The following is a 17,331-nucleotide window of genomic DNA, read 5'->3' as shown; positions in this document are numbered from 1 at the left end:
CCCTATGTTTTTTTATATCATTTAATGTTGAATAGCATCATAGAGATGACAAGCAACATAATGACCCGGTTTTACTTCTTGCATTTTTGGAACAATTTGAGAACATTCTTCTTTTTTAAACGGACATCTTGTATGGAAAGTGCATCCACTAGGCGCATTTGAAGCACTCGGAATATCCCCAGTAATAATCAGTTGTTCACGTTCAAACGTAGGATCTGGAACAGGAACCGAAGATAAGAGAGCCTGTGTATATGGATGAAGCGGCTCTGCATATAAATCCTCACTTGCTGTCAACTCTACTAATTTACCTAAATACATCACACCAACGCGATTACTGATATGACGCACTACTCCTAAGTCATGTGAAATAAAAATATATGTCAGCTTTAAATCCTTTTGCAGCTTTTGCAATAAATTTAAAACTTGTGCCTGTATCGACACATCAAGTGCAGATACTGGCTCATCCGCAATAATTAAACGAGGATTGGTCATCAAGGCTCGAGCAATACCAATACGCTGCCTTTGACCTCCACTAAACTGATGTGGATATCGCTTAATATGATATTCATTTAGACCTACTGTTTCTAGAAGCTCCAAAACCTTCTGCTTACGTTCTTTAGCATTACCCATACCATGAACAATAAGCGGCTCCTCTAATATCTTCCCAATATTGTGTCTTGGATTTAAGGAAGCATAGGGATCCTGGAAAATCATTTGAATATCCCTTCGTGCCTTACGCATTTCATTATTGGATAATTCTGAAATCGTTTTCCCTGCGAATTCTATATTTCCTTCCGTTGGCTCAATTAATCGCATTAACAATCGCCCAGTAGTTGATTTACCACATCCCGATTCTCCTACAATGCCTAATGTTTCTCCTTCAAAAACCTCAAAAGAAACATCATCTACTGCCTTCACATCCCCAACCTGTGTATTAAGAATGCCTTTCCGAATAGGAAAATATTTTTTCAAGCCATCAACTTTCAATAAAACTTTCGACATGCTGCACCACCTCCTGCTTCTCTAGTAAAAAACATCTTGATTTATGTTGCTCTGCTGCTTCATATAAAGGTGGTGTTTCCTGTTGACAACGATCCATTGAAAAATCGCAACGTGCTGCAAAACGACAGCCGACCTTGATACTCCCTGGCTTTGGTACACTTCCGGGTATCGAATAAAGGTTGTCCTTTTTATAACGCATATCAGGTACAGATTTAATAAGCCCTTGCGTATAAGGATGCTTAGGATTAGCAAATATCTCCTGAATCGGCGCCTCTTCAACAATTTGTCCTGCATACATAACAATGACACGCTCACATGTTTCTGCTACAACGCCCAAATCATGGGTAATCAATAATACAGCTGTATTTAAACGTTTATTCAAGTCTTTCATTAACTGCAAAATTTGTGCCTGGATCGTTACATCAAGAGCAGTAGTTGGTTCATCAGCTATCAAAACCTTTGGGTCGCAGAGAAGTGCCATCGCAATCATGACACGCTGTCGCATGCCTCCTGATAATTGGTGTGGATAATCTTTTAACAATGATTCCGCACGTGGCAAACCTACAAGCTTCATAATTTCTATCGCTCTTGTAAACGCTTCCTTTTTTGACCACTTTGGTTGATGTATTAAAATTGCCTCTTTCAGCTGATCTCCAATTGTAAATAAAGGATTTAAGGAGGTCATAGGCTCTTGGAATATCATTGCTACATCTTTTCCACGAATTTTTTGCATTTGTTTATCTGATAATGCCGCTAGATTTTTACCATCCAATAGTATTTCGCCACCTGTTATTTTTCCTGGTGGTGATGGTATTAATCCCATAATGGATAGTGATGTGACACTTTTACCACTTCCCGATTCTCCAACAATCCCTAATATTTCTCCTTCATGCACAGAAAAATCGATATCATCAACGGCAGGAATTTGCCCATCATCTGTAAAAAAGGTCGTTTTTAAACCTTTTATTTCTAGCAGCTTTTTCCTCATGCACAATCGCTCCATCCTACCTATATTTTACTAAATTGCATAATTCTATTAATATAATACACTAACTATCATTAAATTCCCTATTTTCAGATAATTCTAACTAAAAAAATTATCTCTTTCAATCATTATTATTCTGTATAGAACATAAATTTTCTACAAAACTCGACCCACATACTATTTTTTTCTTATTAAACGATAATAATTTACATAAATCGCAAAAAAATAGCCCTCCATTAAAAATTAAATGGAAGACTATTTTTTAATTTTTTATTATATTTTCCGATGAATCCTATTGGGAATTTCAATTTAAATGCTGCACTTGAAATAAATTGTAATATGTTCCTTGCTTTTGCATAAGTTCTTCATGTGTACCACTTTCAATTAATTGCCCATGATCGATGACAATAATTTTATCAGCATGAGTGATTGTAGAAAGTCGGTGAGCAATAATTATTGTTGTACGTTCATGTGCAAGCAACTCTAATGATTCTTGAATAAGTGCTTCACTTTCTAAATCTAATGCAGAGGTAGCTTCATCTAGTATTAAAATAGGTGGATTTTTTAAAAATACACGAGCGATAGCGACACGCTGCTTTTGACCACCAGATAACTTCACTCCACGCTCTCCAACCTTGGTGTCATAGCCATTTGGTAAGCTCAAAATAAAGTCGTGTGCGTTTGCTGCCTTCGCTGCAGAAATTACCTCTTCATCAGTAGCATCTGGTTTGCCCATTAAAATATTCTCTTTTACAGAATCACTAAATAAAATATTATCCTGCAACACGATGCCGATTTGTGAACGTAATGAATGAAGTGTTACGTCCTTCACATCATAGCCATCAATACGCACTATACCATTTGTTGTATCATAAAAGCGTGGAATCAAGCTTATTATCGTGGATTTACCGCCACCACTCATACCTACAAATGCCACTGTCTCTCCAGGGTTAATGGTAAAATGAATATTGTTTAAAATTTTTGAGCCATCAGCCTCATATTGAAAATTCACGTTGTCAAAGTGGACCTCACCATTTACCCGTTTCAACTCTATGGCATCAGACTTATTTTTCACTTCATAAGGTTCATCTATTAATTCAAACATTCGGTCCATTGAAGCAATCGACTGCGTTAATGTAGTAGATGAACTAACTAAACGACGGAGTGGACCATAAAGTCTTTCAATATAAGCAATAAAGGCAACCATCGTTCCTATGGACAGAGGACCATTAATAACCTGATAGCCTGCATAGGCAATTACTAACAACGGGGCTACATCCGTAATAGTATTCACTACAGCAAAGGATTTCGCATTCCACTTTGTATGATCCAATGCCTTCTCTAAAAATTCACCATTTGCCTCATCAAATAATTTTTGTTCATGCTTTTCGAGTGTAAAGCTTTTAATTATGCTCATTCCAGCGACTCGTTCATGCAAATAACTTTGTACACCTGCAAGTGCCTTGGAGCGCTTTCTAGTTAAATCCCTCAGCTTACCAAAAAAGTACTTCACACTAAATGCATAGAATGGGAACGCAATCAAAGCTACAAGTGTCAGCTTAACATCCATTGTCAGCATAATCACGATGGCAATAACAATTGTGGCAAGATCTAGCCATACATTCATCAAGCCTGTCATAATAAAGTTTTTTGTTTGTTCCACATCATTAATCACTCTTGAAATAACATCGCCAGCTCTTGTATTTGCATAGTATTTTAAACTTAGTCGTTGTAAATGTGCATAGATTTGCTTTCGAATATCAAAAAGCACCTTATTACTAACATGTTGAGCAAAATATTGACGATAATACTCAATTGGTGGTCGAACGATAAAGAACACAATGATAGTGCCACCTAACCAATAAAATAACTCTTTTGTTTTCTCTGCATCTGATAGATCATTTGCAGCAATAATATCATCTAACACAATTTTTATAAGCAAGGGGATAAATAATGGAATGGCAAACTTCACTATACCAATTAATATCGTTAAAATGATTTCCCAAGTATATGGTTTTACAAAACGCATATACCGCTTTATACTACCCATTTCCAATCACATCCTTAATGGAGAACATTCTTGATAAAGACCCATTTATACAGGGCAAAAATAAATGGACATTCCAAACTGAATGCCCAAACGTATTATAGCAATATTTCGTTTTAAGTACATGTAATATGACTTTTTCGCTAACTATTTTTCCACTCTCTTGAAAGACAAAAAACACCCATTAGTAAAACTAATAGGTGCTTCTTAACAATCATCTGCTTGCATATCGAGCTGAAACTTATAGCGATTTGTCCAGGCATCGATGAAATCAGGTGCAAAGGGTCCCCTTTTTTGTTGAATCCAGCTAATTAATTTATCGACATTGCGCTTTAGAATTTTATCAATGACATCTGGATAAGACATTTCCTTACGATGTAACTCATATTCATCTTCATCTAAAAGCGAATAAGACATGTCAGGGAACACTTTAATGTCTAAATCATAGTCAATATATTTAATGGCATTATTATCGAAAACAAATGGTGAGCTTAGATTACAATAATAATACACACCGTCCTCACGCAGCATGCAGATGATGTTAAACCAGTGCTCCGCATGGAAATAACAAATAGAAGGCTCTCTCGTTAGCCAAGTACGACCATCGGATTCTGTCACAAGTGTCCGTTCATTCGCACCGATAATGATATTTTTTGTTCCTTTTAACACCATTGTTTCTTGCCAAACTCGGTGGATACGGCCATTGTGCTTATAACTATGTATTTGTATCGTTTCTCCTTCTACCGGTATTGCCATTTTTGAAGCCCACCTTTTCGTCTATGCTACCTAAATCTAGCAGTCTCTAGTATATTATAGCAATGTGTAGGCGAAAGGTGTAGTTAGAAAACCACAAATTTCCCTGTGTCCTTTTCAATTTTTACAAAAAATCGTAAATTTAAAGAGAATTTTATCATACCCATTATCCAATTAGAATTTTTAATTGTGAATCAGTGATTTCTCTTCTAATATTAAATGATTTTTGTCTGCCTGAGCGGTTCTACCCTCGATCTGAGCGAATCCTTCGACTTCCTGAGCAGTTCTTCCTTCAACCCGAGCGAATCCTTCTACTCCCCGAGCAATTCTACCTTCGACCCGAGCGAATTACTACCCGAGCAATTCTACCTTCGACCCGAGCGAATCCTTCTACTACCTGAGCAGTTCTTCCTTCTACCCGAGCGAATTCTCTGACTTCCTGAGCAGTTCTTCTTTCAACCCGAGCGAATCCTTCGGCTACCTGAGCGGTTCTTCCTTCATTCCGAGCGAATTCTTTGACTTCCTGAGCAGTTCTTCCTTCAACCCGAGCGAATTCTCTGACTTCCTGAGCAGTTCTTCCTTCAACCCGAGCGAATCCTTCTACTACCCGAGCAATTCTACCTTCGACCCGAGCGAATCCTTCTACTACCCGAGCAATTTTACCTTCGACCCGAGCGAATCCTTCTACTACCCGAGCAGTTCTTTTTTCAACCCGAGCGAATCCTTCGACTGCCTGAGCGATTCTACCTTCGACCCGAGCGAATCCTTCTACTACTTGAGCAGTTCTAAGCAAATTTTTCGACTACCTAAGCTATTTCTCTTCTGGCCCAGGCAGAGTGAACGTTTTTAATAAAATAAAGGAGCTGTCTTTTATAATCTTTTCGATTTTGACAGCTCCTTAGAGGTAAATGCAAATATGCAATTACAAAGTGTTATTCACCAAGATCTTGGTTTGTTTTAGAGAAGTTTCCTGAAGCTTGAGCTTTCTTTTGCTCTGCTTTAGCATTTTGCTTTTGCACTTCATTCACATCAGTCTCATAACCAAACTCTTGACTTTGACGTTGCATGTTTTTATTTGGTTGGAAATTTGCGTTGTTTTGCTTTTTCATTTTCATTCACCTCCACGATAATTATTGTGTACCGAGGTGAATGCTTTTATGCTTATAAATTATTTTATTTTACTTTCCCAATTCTCTCCATATTTTAAGCATTGGCACTGGCATAGGTATTTGCTCTATTTGTTCTCTAGTCAGCCAAACGCCTTTTTCAGTAGAATGACATGTCATGAAATAACTATTTAGATTCCATGTTAAATGTGAAAAAACATGTTTAAATGTAAGTAAATCCTTTTTTAATTGAACATCTAAAGAATATTCATTTATAAAAGTGTCAATAGAATCTTTCCCATGCTCTATCATTGGAAATTGCCATAGATTAGCCAATAAACCTTCTGCTGGTCGCTGTTCCATTAAAATTTGGCCATTTTGATCTTCACATACAAGTACATCATATGTAATATGCTTCATCTTTACTTTTTTTGATTTAACAGGCAGCTTTTCTGGTTCACCTTCATTAAAGGCAATACAATATTCACGTACTGGACACAATAAACATTTTGGTGATGTTGGTGTACAAATTAGTGCACCCAGCTCCATTAAGCCCTGATTGAAAGATGATGCATTTCCAGGGTCTATCAATCCTTCTACGGCTGCTTCAAAAATCTTTTTTGTTTTAGGGATGGCTATATCCTCATGAATATCTAGCACACGGCTTAACACACGCATTACATTGCCGTCAACCGCATGTTCTGGCTTATCATAGGCAATACTTAAAATAGCACCAGCTGTATATGGGCCTACACCTTTTAACATTGATATCTCATGTCGATTATTGGGTACTATCCCTCCATAGTTCTCCAATACCTCTCGTACTCCAGCCTGTAGATTACGGGCACGAGAATAATAACCTAGACCTTCCCAATGCTTTAGTAAATATTCTTGTGGTGCTTCCGCCAGTAATTCTAATGTTGGAAAACTTTCTATAAAACGATTGTAATAAGGAATAACAGTGTCGACACGTGTTTGCTGCAACATGACCTCAGATACCCAAATTTTATAAGGGTCCTTCGTATGTCTCCAAGGTAAATCACGTTTCTCAACATTAAACCATTCGACTAATGATTGTCGAAATTCTGTTACATATGGATAATTCACAGTGACCTCCAGTGTTTTTACGATTTAAATTATGGTAAAAAGGGTATACAATTAAGAAAAGCTCATTTATCTATAACGATAAAAATCGTTATTTCAAAGATATTCTTTCTATTGGATATCTTGACTTGTTAATTACAGATTATTGAAATATACATGTATGCAATTGTACTCTATTTACATGCATACTAGGAGTGGATATTTTTGGATTCAGGTACACATTTCGTTATGGGTATAGCCCTCGGCGGTCTTGCTTTAGCTGATCCCGTGGTAGCAAATCATTCAATGACATTTACTGCAGTAATGGCAGGCACGATTATTGGCTCACAGGCACCTGATGTCGATACTGTTTTAAAGCTGCGCAACAATGCAATTTATATTCGGCATCATCGAGGAATTACACATTCGCTCCCAGCAGTAGCTCTCTGGCCTATCTTAATTACAGCAGTTCTATCATTCATTATTCAAGACGCAAATGTGTTTCATTTATGGCTCTGGACATTTTTAGCTGTAGCCCTTCATGTCTTTGTTGATATTTTCAATGCATATGGTACACAAGCCGTTCGCCCATTCTCCAGAAAATGGGTAGCATTAGGCGTAATCAATACCTTTGATCCTATTATTTTTTCGCTTCATTGCATTGGCATTTTATTATGGGCTTTTGGTGCAAATCCTGTTTGGACATTTAGCATCATGTACCTCATCATTATCATGTATTATCTATTACGATTTGCAGTCCAAAAATCCGTTAAAAAGGCTGTACATCATACTATTCAAGATGAGGAATATGTTATTGTAGCACCAACAATGCGCTTCTTTCACTGGCGCATTGCAGCAAAATCTAAAACACATTATTACGTTGGTCGTGCCTATGGGCGAACAGTCAATATTTATGATAAATTTGAAATAAAGCCCTTACCAAAAACGCCTCTCATAGAAAAAGCCATGAAGGACCGTAATTTAGATGCATTCGTGTCATTCTCACCGTTATATCGCTGGGAAATTTCTGAGCTAGAAAATGGTTTAACGGAAGTGAGGTTAATTGACCTTCGCTATCGTAGTGATAATCGTTATCCTTTTGTGGCTGTTGCTCATTTAAATGATGATAACGAGATTATTACCTCCTATACTGGTTGGATTTTTACTGAAGATAAACTTCAAAAAAAATTACAGATTGGCGCAAGTAATTGAACAGTAAACCCTGACCAGTGATGGTCAGGGTTTCGTTATTGCATCATATCATCACTAGCATCTAATAAATGAGCGTATTTGGGATTGCGACCTGCAAAGTTATGCAGCTTGTCACCATAGCTAGTAATTAATTGACGTACCAAATTCTCCGTGTAGTCAGCCCCACGATAGTCATAGCCTGCCCTTGCTGAAGTTGATTCAAAATCACTCCATAAAAGCTCAACCCAAACACGTGCACGCCCTACTGACATCTGTGGATTTTTTGCAAGTAACTCCCTAATCAATTTTTCAATCTTTTCTTCCACTTATTTTCCCACCTTTACAGGAGATAGCATCGAAACTGGTAGGGCTTCTTGATATTTGTCACCACCTAATCGATGTCCCCAAGCAAAGCGCCCCTTTAAATAATCTACTTGGAAAAATTCGTTATCAGAGCCATCTATACGATACATTTCACCAGATATGATTGTATCTAAATCCACTAAATAAGCAGCCGCCATTAAAGCTTTTCGTTCATACACTGCAAACTCATTAATAATTCCTAGCTGTTCTGCTTTACGTGCTTTTTCCTTTAGCATCGCAATTTCTTCGCGTAATTCATGCTCTGACATGACCGCGTAGTTTTTTTCACTCATTTTCCTCATTCTCCTTTTCTTCTATAAAACGGTCTATAACTTCAATAGGAAAGCCCTTTTGATAGAGCGCCTGTTTTATCTTCATTTTTCGTTCATAACCAGTATACTTTGACGCGTACTTTTTCCAAACCTTTTCGCCTTGAACATCTAGCAGTTGCTGCCACTCATCTTCCTCTTGTTCGATGATAATTTGGCTCATCACCTCATCTACAACTGAAAAAGAATAACCTTTGCGCATCAGCAAATCCTGAATTTTAGCCTTGATTTGTGTTGGCGTTTTCTTTTTCTCAGAACGAACAACCTTTTCAGCCAACTGTGTCGCAAGTTTCACCTGTTCCCCATGACTGAAGGTAGCAAGTACTTCATCTTGTAAGTCCTTATCAATTCCTTTTTTTATAAGGTCTTGTCTAATTGCCTTAGGTCCTTTTTTCATTGTAGCTTTTTTCGTATCGAGTAAAGCCTTGGAGTATGTTTCATCATCTAAAAAGCCATATGATTTCAGTTTTTGTATGGCTTCTAAAATCACTGCTTCTCCAAACTCTAATGTCAAAAGCTTTTTCTTAACTTCATGCTCACTTCGCATTTGATAGGATAAAAAATTTAACGCTTTATTGAAAGCCTTCCGAATTTCATCCTCATAGGCAATTTCCTGAATATCAAATTCTTCCAGCACCTTGCCCTTTGTTAAACCAAATTGAATAAGAATAGCCTCGTCTACAGGAAAGGCATACTCCTCGTTCAAGTATATATTATAACGTTCTGGATTGTTTTTTTGGCGTGCAATTTTTGTAATAATACGCATATCAAACACCTCACTATCTACGATTATAACATTTTTCACAGTACTGCATTTTCACCGTATTTTGCTATTAGATGGTAAACTAAATATCATATGTTTCACTATATTACTTTAAAGGAGGGAGCTCTTATGAAAATCGTTATCGCAGGTGGCACTGGCTTTGTAGGGAAAGTGCTAACTAGGCTGTTACAAGAAAATGGACATGAAATCATTATTTTAACTCGAAACAAAACTGTGCTAGAAAAAGATATCCAATATGTACAATGGCTTCAGCAGGGTGCACGACCTGAGCAGTTGTTAAATACAGTTGATGCATTTGTTAATTTAGCAGGAATTTCTTTAAATAATGGACGTTGGACAAAAAAACAAAAAAAAGCCATTTATACAAGCCGTATGGATGCAACACTTGAAATCGTGAGAATTATGGAGCAACTTTCCTCAAAGCCAAAAGTATTAATTAATGCCAGTGCAGTTGGGATTTATCCTACATCTACAATAACAACCTATACTGAAAATTCCATGGACTATGCAACTGATTTTTTAGGTACAACAGTTCAAGATTGGGAAAGACAGGCTAATCGCGCAGAAAAATTAGGAATACGAGTTGCGCTTGCTCGATTTGGTGTAATTTTAGGACGTGAACAAGGTGCACTTCCTTCAATGTTGCTACCCTATAAAATGCATATTGGAGGTCCTATCGGTTCTGGTAAGCAATGGCTGTCATGGGTTCATGTGGAGGATGTTGCTCGTGCTATTTATTTTGCCATTACAAATGAGAATATTAAAGGTCCCTTTAATGTCGTTGCCCCCCATACAGCTCGTATGAAAGATTTCGGAAAAACAATTGCTATGATAATGGGAAGAAGTCATTGGATGCCTGTGCCTAGTATGGTCATGCGTTTAGCACTTGGAGAACAAAGTGTGCTTGTTTTAGAAGGACAACACGTCTTACCTAGTGTATTAGAAAAACAACATTTTACATTTAATTACCCCCATTTAAAAGAAGCACTTCAAGATTTGCTCTAAAAAATGTAGTAGGATAAATTTTAAAAAACAACGCATTCTAATGAAAAAGAAAGGATGCGTTTTTTATGTGGAAACAACATATAGTTGGAGCAGTAATTGCTACTTTTATTATTGCCGGGGCAATTAGCTTCAATCCATATTTTGCTTCTGGCTCTGATGAACACAATTGGGGCTTTAAACGAGCAAAAAATGGTGAACAGGCTGAAGCAGGAGCACAGCTTGATCAACTACTCGATAAATATGGTGCTATTTATAAAGGTAAACCCGATAAAAAAGTTGCTTATTTAACATTTGATAACGGATATGAAAATGGGTTTACTGAAAGTATTTTGGACACATTGAAGAAGGAAAATGCACCAGCAACCTTCTTTTTAACGGGTCATTATTTAGAAAGTGCCCCGGATTTAGTGAAACGTATGGTTAAAGATGGTCATACAATTGGCAATCATTCTTATGGACACCCGAATATGGCGAGAATAACACCAGAAACTATGCGTTCGGAATGGAAAAAACTTGACGATAAGCTCCGTGAATTGACAGGCATTGAACGGACAACCTATGCTCGTCCACCGGAAGGTACATTTAATGCGAAATTATTAGAGGTAGGAAATGCTGAAGGCTACCGCCATATTTTTTGGTCTGTTGCCTTCAAGGATTGGATGAGAGATGAACGCCGCGGTGCAGATTATGCATATAATGCTTTAATGGAACAGCTACACCCTGGCGCTGTCATATTAATGCATACTGTGGCACAGGATAATGCCGAAGCGCTTCCAATGTTTATTGCCGAAGCGAAAAAACAAGGGTATACATTTTTATCCCTTGACGATTTAGTTTTAGAATATGAAGATTTCCCTGTCGCTTTGCAATCGTCCACTCCTTAGTTATAATGGGTAGATGATATTAAACGAACAGGGACGTGGAATGCTTGACACAGCAAACAACAATGGAAGTGGGACAAAAATTCCCTTTAACAATAAAAAGACTCGGCATTAATGGCGAAGGTGTAGGCTTTTATAAGCGCAATGTCGTATTCGTAAAGGGTGCTATACCTGGTGAAGAAATTACAGCACAGGTAACGAAAACTCAGCGAAACTTTGCCGAGGCAGAAATATTAACGATTCGCAAAGCTTCAAAATATCGCCAGGAGGCACCTTGTCCAGTTTACAATGAATGTGGCGGCTGTCAGCTTCAACATATGACATATGACAAACAGTTAATGGAAAAGCGTGATATTGTTATCCAAGCATTAGAGCGTTATGCAAAACCATTAGTTTCAACTATTGAAGTGCGAAAAACACTTGGGATGGATAATCCATGGCATTACCGTAATAAAAGTCAATTCCAAGTACGAAAAGAAGGCAAGCGTGTATATGCAGGCCTATTTGCTGAAGGGAGCAACAAGCTACTCAATATTAATGATTGCCTTGTGCAGCACCCAATTACGTCTAAAATAACTGTTGCCACTCGTAAGATTTTACAAAAGCTAAATATTACGATTTACGATGGTCGTACGCTTGATGGTTTAGTGCGTACGATTGTTGTGCGTACAGGAATTCATACAGGAGAAACGCAGGTTGTGCTTGTTACAACGCGTAAAGAAATTCCACATTTAGCTGAGCTTATTTCGCGTATTAAAAAAATTGACTCAAGTATTGTGTCCATTGCACAAAATATTAATCGTGAGAAAACATCGCTCATTTTCGGTGATGAAACGATTGTTCTTGATGGCAAGGAAACAATCCATGAGGAGCTTGGTGAATTAGCCTTTGACTTATCTGCACGTGCCTTTTTCCAGTTGAATCCAACACAGACAGTTCATCTATATGATGAAATTAAAAAGGCCGCTGCATTAACAGGTAAAGAAACAGTGGTGGATGCTTACTGCGGCGTTGGGACAATCGGTTTATGGCTAGCAGACAAAGCTAAAGAAGTTCGTGGAATGGATGTTATTCCTGAAAGTATTCAGGACGCACGCAAAAATGCACGTAACCACGGCTTCAAGCATACAAAATATGCAGTCGGCACAGCAGAAAGCGTCTTAGCAAAATGGCGTAAGGAAGGCTTTACGCCAGATGTAATTACAGTAGATCCACCTCGCACAGGACTTGCACCTGAATTTATCCGTACTGTATTGAAGCTAAAACCGAAACGCTTTATCTATACATCGTGCAATCCATCAACTTTGGCGAAGGATTTAAACGAATTATCGAAAATTTATGATGTTGAGTATATTCAGCCAGTGGATATGTTTGCACAAACGGCACAGGTGGAGTGTGTGGCGAAGCTGGTATTAAAAAAATAAGTCAAAAAGGACGTCTCAGAAGTTTAAGACGTCCTTTTTTTGATGCACAGCTCAAGCTGCCTGGTGGATGATGGACGGTCCAGAAAAATCAACACCTTAACCAAAAACCCAGGATTTAAAAGATTTTTATGCGTTAAATTTTTAACTTTGAGCTAAAAAGCTTTGAAACGTGAACTTTGTGTTTTTAATTTTAACCTTTAAGCTTTTATTTTAGATTGTTTAAAGTTCCTTTGTAATAAGACATGTTTAAGGTTTCAACTCGCACACATGCCTTGAAGCGCGAGCGATTTTTCGTTTTCCATTTTCGCTAGACCATGCATATTACATTAAGCTTGTACTTCAATAAATGTTGTGGCATTTGATTCCGATAGCACAGCGTCTACCTCTGATTCAAATTCCTCAATTCTACTATTTAATGCTTCAATTTTCTTTTTAACATTCATCGGATCAATTAACTCATATTCATTTCTTTTCATAAATGTCTCTGTATGTAGTTTTACCTCTTCTGGAGATTGTTTATCTTTATTACCTAATATATTGATTAAATATGTTTCAAGCTTTGCAGGCAACGCATCATTTTCTTTAGCGACCATATTGATTGCTGAACGGTATTGCTGCTGCATAACTTCTAATAATTTCTTTTCAAATTGAATGGACTGTTTGCGTTCTATTGCCTCTGCCACAGTCATTTCTTCTTTCCCTACAGTCACCTTTGTTCTAGCATTCGATGCTACAACTAATGATTTAATACGGTTGCGATAGTCAATTAAACCAACTACTTTATCGTATGAGGATTGCATCTGTTTTTCATATTCTTGAATCTCAACACCATTAATTTTGCTATTACTTTTACGATTAGCTAAAACTGTACTAACTTCATTTGTTGCTGTTTCTATACGATGATTGAGCATCTTTAATTCTGTTAATGCACGGTGAATGGATAACTTTTTATATTCAGTCATGTTTATTCTCCCCATAATTTGTAATCTAAGCGCAATGTTCTTCTATTATATCCAGTTAGCTATTTAAAGTACAAATATTACCTATAATTAATAGTATTTGATTTTATGATTCCTTATCTGTATAATATCAAACTAGGTGCCAAACCTAAGTGATATGGACGGAACATCCTTATCACGCAAAAAACGCCAATACAGCACGGATTTGCTGGGCGTTTTTTATTTTATGAGCGGGAAGATGAGCCCCGCTCTTTTTCTTTGAAATTTTCCTCTACCTGTTTATTACCTACATTGGCGCAGATCGCCTATTTTTATTTTCACCAAATAGCATTAACACGATCGCTACCGCAAGTAATAGCATTGCTACTAATAATAAGAAGCTATAATTCTTCACGTATTCTATATACACCCCGCCAAGAAACGGTCCTGTTAAACTTCCAATGCTTAGAGCAATACCACACAATAGATTTCCAGTAGGCAGTAATTCCTTCGGTGTTAAATCAGCCATATATGTAATCCCTAACGAGAACATCGAGCCTACCAATGTACCTGTAAAGAAAAATGCGATGGCTACGGCTATTTGTGAATGCTCTAAAAAGCTAGCAATTCCAAAAATAACAGCTCCTCCAAAAGAGCCTATCATCAATACCCTTCGTCGCCCAACTTTATCACCTATTGCTCCAAGGGGCACCTGTGTTAAAATTCCTCCGAAAGTAAAGACAGATAAAATAATTGGAATCATTCCAACTTCAAAACCTTTCCGTAAAGCATAGACTGGAAATAAAGCATTTAAAGAAGATTCTAAAAACCCATAAACAAACGGACCTAAAAACGCAATCCAGCCAAAAACAAAGGCCATTTTATACCGCTGCCAGCCTCTTGCATGTAAATCTCCCGTTAAACGCTCTGGTTTTTCATTTTTCAATAAAAATACAAATGACCATGCCAATAAGCACAGAATCGAGGAGACTATAAACGGCAATGCTTCTGTAATTTGAATAAGCTTTACCATTAACGGTCCGACTGCAAAACCTGTACTAAAGGACAAGCCGTAAATGGCCATACCCTTTCCTAGGCTTTTATGATCTGCTGTGCTAGTAATCCACGTTTGTGTCGCATAGTGTAATGCATGATCTCCTACCCCAATGAGTAAACGAAGAATAAACCAAAAGGTCACACTTTTCCATAGAGGAAATGCGAGAAGAGATATAAACACCAATGCCCCACCTATTAAAATAATTGGTTTATAGCCCCATTTTCTTAAAGGCTGCTCAATAAATGGGGAGATTAATAAAGTTCCTATGTATAAACCTGTTGCATTCAATCCATTTAATGCAGAGGATACACCATCCCGCTCGAAAATAATTGAAATTAGTGGTAATAGCATCCCTTGTGAAAATCCGGAAATTGATACAATTAACACTAGAATGGCAAATCTTTTTTTGCTGTAATCTGAGAAGTACGTCATCTTTTCCTCCAACATCAAGTCATTCTTCCAAAGAACAGCATACCAAAAAGCCTTAGCGCTCACCACATGTGATTTTACGCTAAGGCTTAACGAATACTTATTTTCATTTAATTGTATAAACACGAATTTCAGCATTTACTTTCGCCGAGAACTTGTTTAAACTCCCTCCTTTTCGAGTTAGAATTCGTAAGATTTTGATAATCACTCCTTTACGATTTCTTAATACAACTTTAACACAGGTAATCAATATTGTAAATATTCTGTCTATTGTTTTCTTAAAATTAATCGTTAAGTCCTAGGTGTTTACCTAAACATTGAAATTTAGACCTAAATCAGCTACGATGAAGGTGATGAAATGAGGTGTACGAATGTCGAAGCCAATTACTGATAAAAAACAGCAAGTGAATTACTTAAGAGAACGTCTTGAAATATTTTTAGAAGTATTAGATGCAATTGATCCTGAAACAACTGAATTAGAGGATATTGATCGTTTAATACAAATGATGGATGATTTAGAAGACAAAATGGAGCAATTTAACGCTCGTGAACAATAGCCTTGGCATAAGAATAATTTTAGCGCGAGAAATCACCGTTTGATTTCTCGCGATTTTAGCCGTTTAATGACAGTCCCAGTTATACAAAACCTTACTAAAATCCTTCTTTTGAAGCTCTCCTTCTGAGATGAAAAAATTCGCTACACCACAATCGCCCCACATTATATGATCACCAACACTGTCAATTTGCAGTAGCAAAACAGTAGATTGTTGGTAATCCCCATATGCTCTTGGATCATCCTGTGTAAAAAATGGATAGCCGCCAATTTTATGACCATCACCAGATAATGCTTCGTAAAAAGCATCCTCTAGAGCATCATCTTCCATATTATCTAGAATGCTTGCGTAATGGTCATTACTTCTAAAATCATCTATTGATAAAGGCTCATATGCAGCCCCAAAGGACAATGCCATCTCCTTTTCAACAGGAAAATACATTTCATCCTTTTGCGCTTCAATAAAAGAAAAGTCTTGAATTAATTGTGATGCATCATCGATGACACGTTCATGATAAAGAACACGAAAGCCCTTTTGGTTTTGACCATTATCAAAGTCCAATCCAAATACATCGTCAAAGGAATCAATATAAAACTGTAAGATTCCCTCTTCAGGGAATTTTGATAAATGATTAGGTACTTCTTTAAAATTAATTTGCGCTAGTAATTTTAATGGCTGTCCATCAGAATTTTTTGGATATTCCATCGACAGCGGAAAATATGGATTACCTGCAAACTTACTTTCAAATAACGATGTTTTTCGCATTGTTGTTTCAATATTTATAACTGGCTGTAATGTTTCTTCTATAGTTTTTCTATATACTTCAAATGCTTCAGGTAACATAAGAACGCTCTTTTCAGACATATAATTCCCTCCTAAAGTAGATTCATCTCAATTATAGAACAAACGTTCCTTTTTATCAATGATTTTCAAAGGAAAAAGATACTAGGTTGAGTGCATGGCATATAAATAATCCGTTTCGTATGGGATTTGATTACAGGCACAGATTTTTTGATCAGGTTCTTTGGTTTTTTGATCACCTTTAAACTTTTTTTGATCAGGTCCCCTAGGTTTTTGATCACCTTACACTCTGTTTGATCAGCTCCTCTAGGTTTTTGATCACCTTTACTCTCTTTTTGATCAGCTCCTCTAGGTTTTTGATCACCTTCACTCTCTTTTTGATCAGGTCCTCTAGGTTTTTGATCGCCTTTACTCTCTTTTTGATCAGGTTCTCCAGGTTTTTGATCACCTTCTCCCTTTTTTTATCAGATCCTCCAGGTTTTTGATCACCTTTTCCCTTTTTTTATCAGATCCTCCAGGTTTTTGATCACTTTCACTCTTTATCTAATCAGCTCCTCCAAGTTTTTGATAAGGTTCTCCACTTTTTAATCACCTTCACC

The 17,331-nt window shown here is 37.1% G+C and carries 17 protein-coding genes; 5 read left to right on the top strand and 12 right to left on the bottom strand.

What is annotated here, in order from left to right; translation table 11 throughout:
- Positions 1-21: 21 nt before the first annotated feature.
- The 6 genes from AC1RNS_RS10290 to mutY form a co-directional block, all read right to left on the bottom strand.
- Positions 22-1,002, bottom strand: coding sequence for an ABC transporter ATP-binding protein (locus AC1RNS_RS10290; RefSeq protein ID WP_492992384.1), 981 nt, complete (start codon positions 1,000-1,002; stop codon positions 22-24).
- On the bottom strand, positions 977-1,990 hold the full coding sequence (locus tag AC1RNS_RS10285) for an ABC transporter ATP-binding protein (RefSeq protein WP_492992383.1): 1,014 nt from the start codon (positions 1,988-1,990) through the stop codon (positions 977-979). The genes AC1RNS_RS10290 and AC1RNS_RS10285 overlap by 26 nt, the downstream gene beginning before the upstream one ends.
- Before the next feature lie 301 nt (positions 1,991-2,291).
- Positions 2,292-4,037 carry an ABC transporter ATP-binding protein gene (locus AC1RNS_RS10280; RefSeq protein WP_492992381.1) on the bottom strand — a complete coding sequence of 582 codons (1,746 nt, stop codon included), beginning with the start codon at positions 4,035-4,037 and terminating at the stop codon, positions 2,292-2,294.
- A gap of 204 nt (positions 4,038-4,241) precedes the next feature.
- Positions 4,242-4,790, bottom strand: coding sequence for a nucleoside tri-diphosphate phosphatase (gene ntdP, locus AC1RNS_RS10275; protein ID WP_283869608.1), 549 nt, complete (start codon positions 4,788-4,790; stop codon positions 4,242-4,244).
- Positions 4,791-5,719: 929 nt separating this feature from the next.
- Entirely contained in the window at positions 5,720-5,896 is a 177-nt protein-coding gene (locus AC1RNS_RS10270; protein WP_492992380.1) for a gamma-type small acid-soluble spore protein, read from the bottom strand.
- A gap of 69 nt (positions 5,897-5,965) precedes the next feature.
- Positions 5,966-7,000 (bottom strand): A/G-specific adenine glycosylase, encoded by a 1,035-nt coding sequence (gene mutY, locus AC1RNS_RS10265; RefSeq protein WP_492992378.1) that lies wholly within the window; start codon positions 6,998-7,000, stop codon positions 5,966-5,968.
- Between the two features lie 201 nt (positions 7,001-7,201).
- Between mutY and AC1RNS_RS10260 the strand changes: the two genes are divergently transcribed.
- Positions 7,202-8,188 (top strand): metal-dependent hydrolase, encoded by a 987-nt coding sequence (locus AC1RNS_RS10260; RefSeq protein ID WP_492992377.1) that lies wholly within the window; start codon positions 7,202-7,204, stop codon positions 8,186-8,188.
- Positions 8,189-8,223: 35 nt separating this feature from the next.
- On the opposite strand, the gene AC1RNS_RS10255 is transcribed toward AC1RNS_RS10260, so the two are convergent.
- Genes AC1RNS_RS10255 through recX form a run of 3 tightly spaced genes read right to left on the bottom strand, consistent with a single transcriptional unit; the run spans position 8,224 to position 9,625 of the window.
- Entirely contained in the window at positions 8,224-8,493 is a 270-nt protein-coding gene (locus AC1RNS_RS10255; RefSeq protein ID WP_492992375.1) for a YfhJ family protein, read from the bottom strand.
- Entirely contained in the window at positions 8,494-8,823 is a 330-nt protein-coding gene (locus AC1RNS_RS10250) for a YfhH family protein (RefSeq protein WP_492992373.1), read from the bottom strand.
- Entirely contained in the window at positions 8,816-9,625 is an 810-nt protein-coding gene (recX, locus tag AC1RNS_RS10245; RefSeq protein WP_492992371.1) for a recombination regulator RecX, read from the bottom strand. Before recX ends, AC1RNS_RS10250 begins: the two co-directional genes overlap by 8 nt.
- A 126-nt stretch (positions 9,626-9,751) precedes the next feature.
- Between recX and AC1RNS_RS10240 the strand changes: the two genes are divergently transcribed.
- The 3 genes from AC1RNS_RS10240 (at position 9,752) to rlmD (ending at position 12,953) form a co-directional block, all read left to right on the top strand.
- On the top strand, positions 9,752-10,648 hold the full coding sequence (locus AC1RNS_RS10240) for a TIGR01777 family oxidoreductase (RefSeq protein ID WP_492992370.1): 897 nt from the start codon (positions 9,752-9,754) through the stop codon (positions 10,646-10,648).
- A gap of 65 nt (positions 10,649-10,713) precedes the next feature.
- A complete protein-coding gene (locus AC1RNS_RS10235) occupies positions 10,714-11,532 on the top strand; it encodes a polysaccharide deacetylase family protein (RefSeq protein ID WP_492992369.1) in 819 nt (272 codons plus the stop codon).
- A gap of 44 nt (positions 11,533-11,576) precedes the next feature.
- Positions 11,577-12,953: a 23S rRNA (uracil(1939)-C(5))-methyltransferase RlmD gene (gene rlmD / locus AC1RNS_RS10230; protein WP_492992368.1), complete on the top strand. Its 1,377-nt coding sequence runs from the start codon at positions 11,577-11,579 to the stop codon at positions 12,951-12,953.
- A 326-nt stretch (positions 12,954-13,279) separates the two neighbouring features.
- On the opposite strand, the gene AC1RNS_RS10225 is transcribed toward rlmD, so the two are convergent.
- Together AC1RNS_RS10225 and AC1RNS_RS10220 are read right to left on the bottom strand one after the other, a co-directional pair.
- Positions 13,280-13,915 (bottom strand): hypothetical protein, encoded by a 636-nt coding sequence (locus AC1RNS_RS10225; RefSeq protein ID WP_492992367.1) that lies wholly within the window; start codon positions 13,913-13,915, stop codon positions 13,280-13,282.
- A 283-nt stretch (positions 13,916-14,198) separates the two neighbouring features.
- The gene (locus AC1RNS_RS10220; RefSeq protein ID WP_492992365.1) at positions 14,199-15,380 is read right to left on the bottom strand and encodes an MFS transporter; all 1,182 of its coding nucleotides are present in this window, start codon (positions 15,378-15,380) and stop codon (positions 14,199-14,201) included.
- Between the two features lie 368 nt (positions 15,381-15,748).
- Between AC1RNS_RS10220 and AC1RNS_RS10215 the strand changes: the two genes are divergently transcribed.
- Complete coding sequence (locus tag AC1RNS_RS10215; RefSeq protein ID WP_492992363.1) at positions 15,749-15,934, top strand: SE1561 family protein; 186 nt, start codon at positions 15,749-15,751, stop codon at positions 15,932-15,934.
- Positions 15,935-15,997: 63 nt separating this feature from the next.
- Here AC1RNS_RS10215 and AC1RNS_RS10210 read toward each other — a convergent pair whose 3' ends face one another.
- A complete protein-coding gene (locus tag AC1RNS_RS10210) occupies positions 15,998-16,795 on the bottom strand; it encodes a YwqG family protein (protein ID WP_492992362.1) in 798 nt (265 codons plus the stop codon).
- Between the last annotated feature and the right edge of the window lie 536 nt (positions 16,796-17,331).

The organism is Lysinibacillus sp. GW821-FHT14F06 (assembly GCF_058803665.1).
This window is presented reverse-complemented; position numbering and strand designations above follow the sequence as displayed.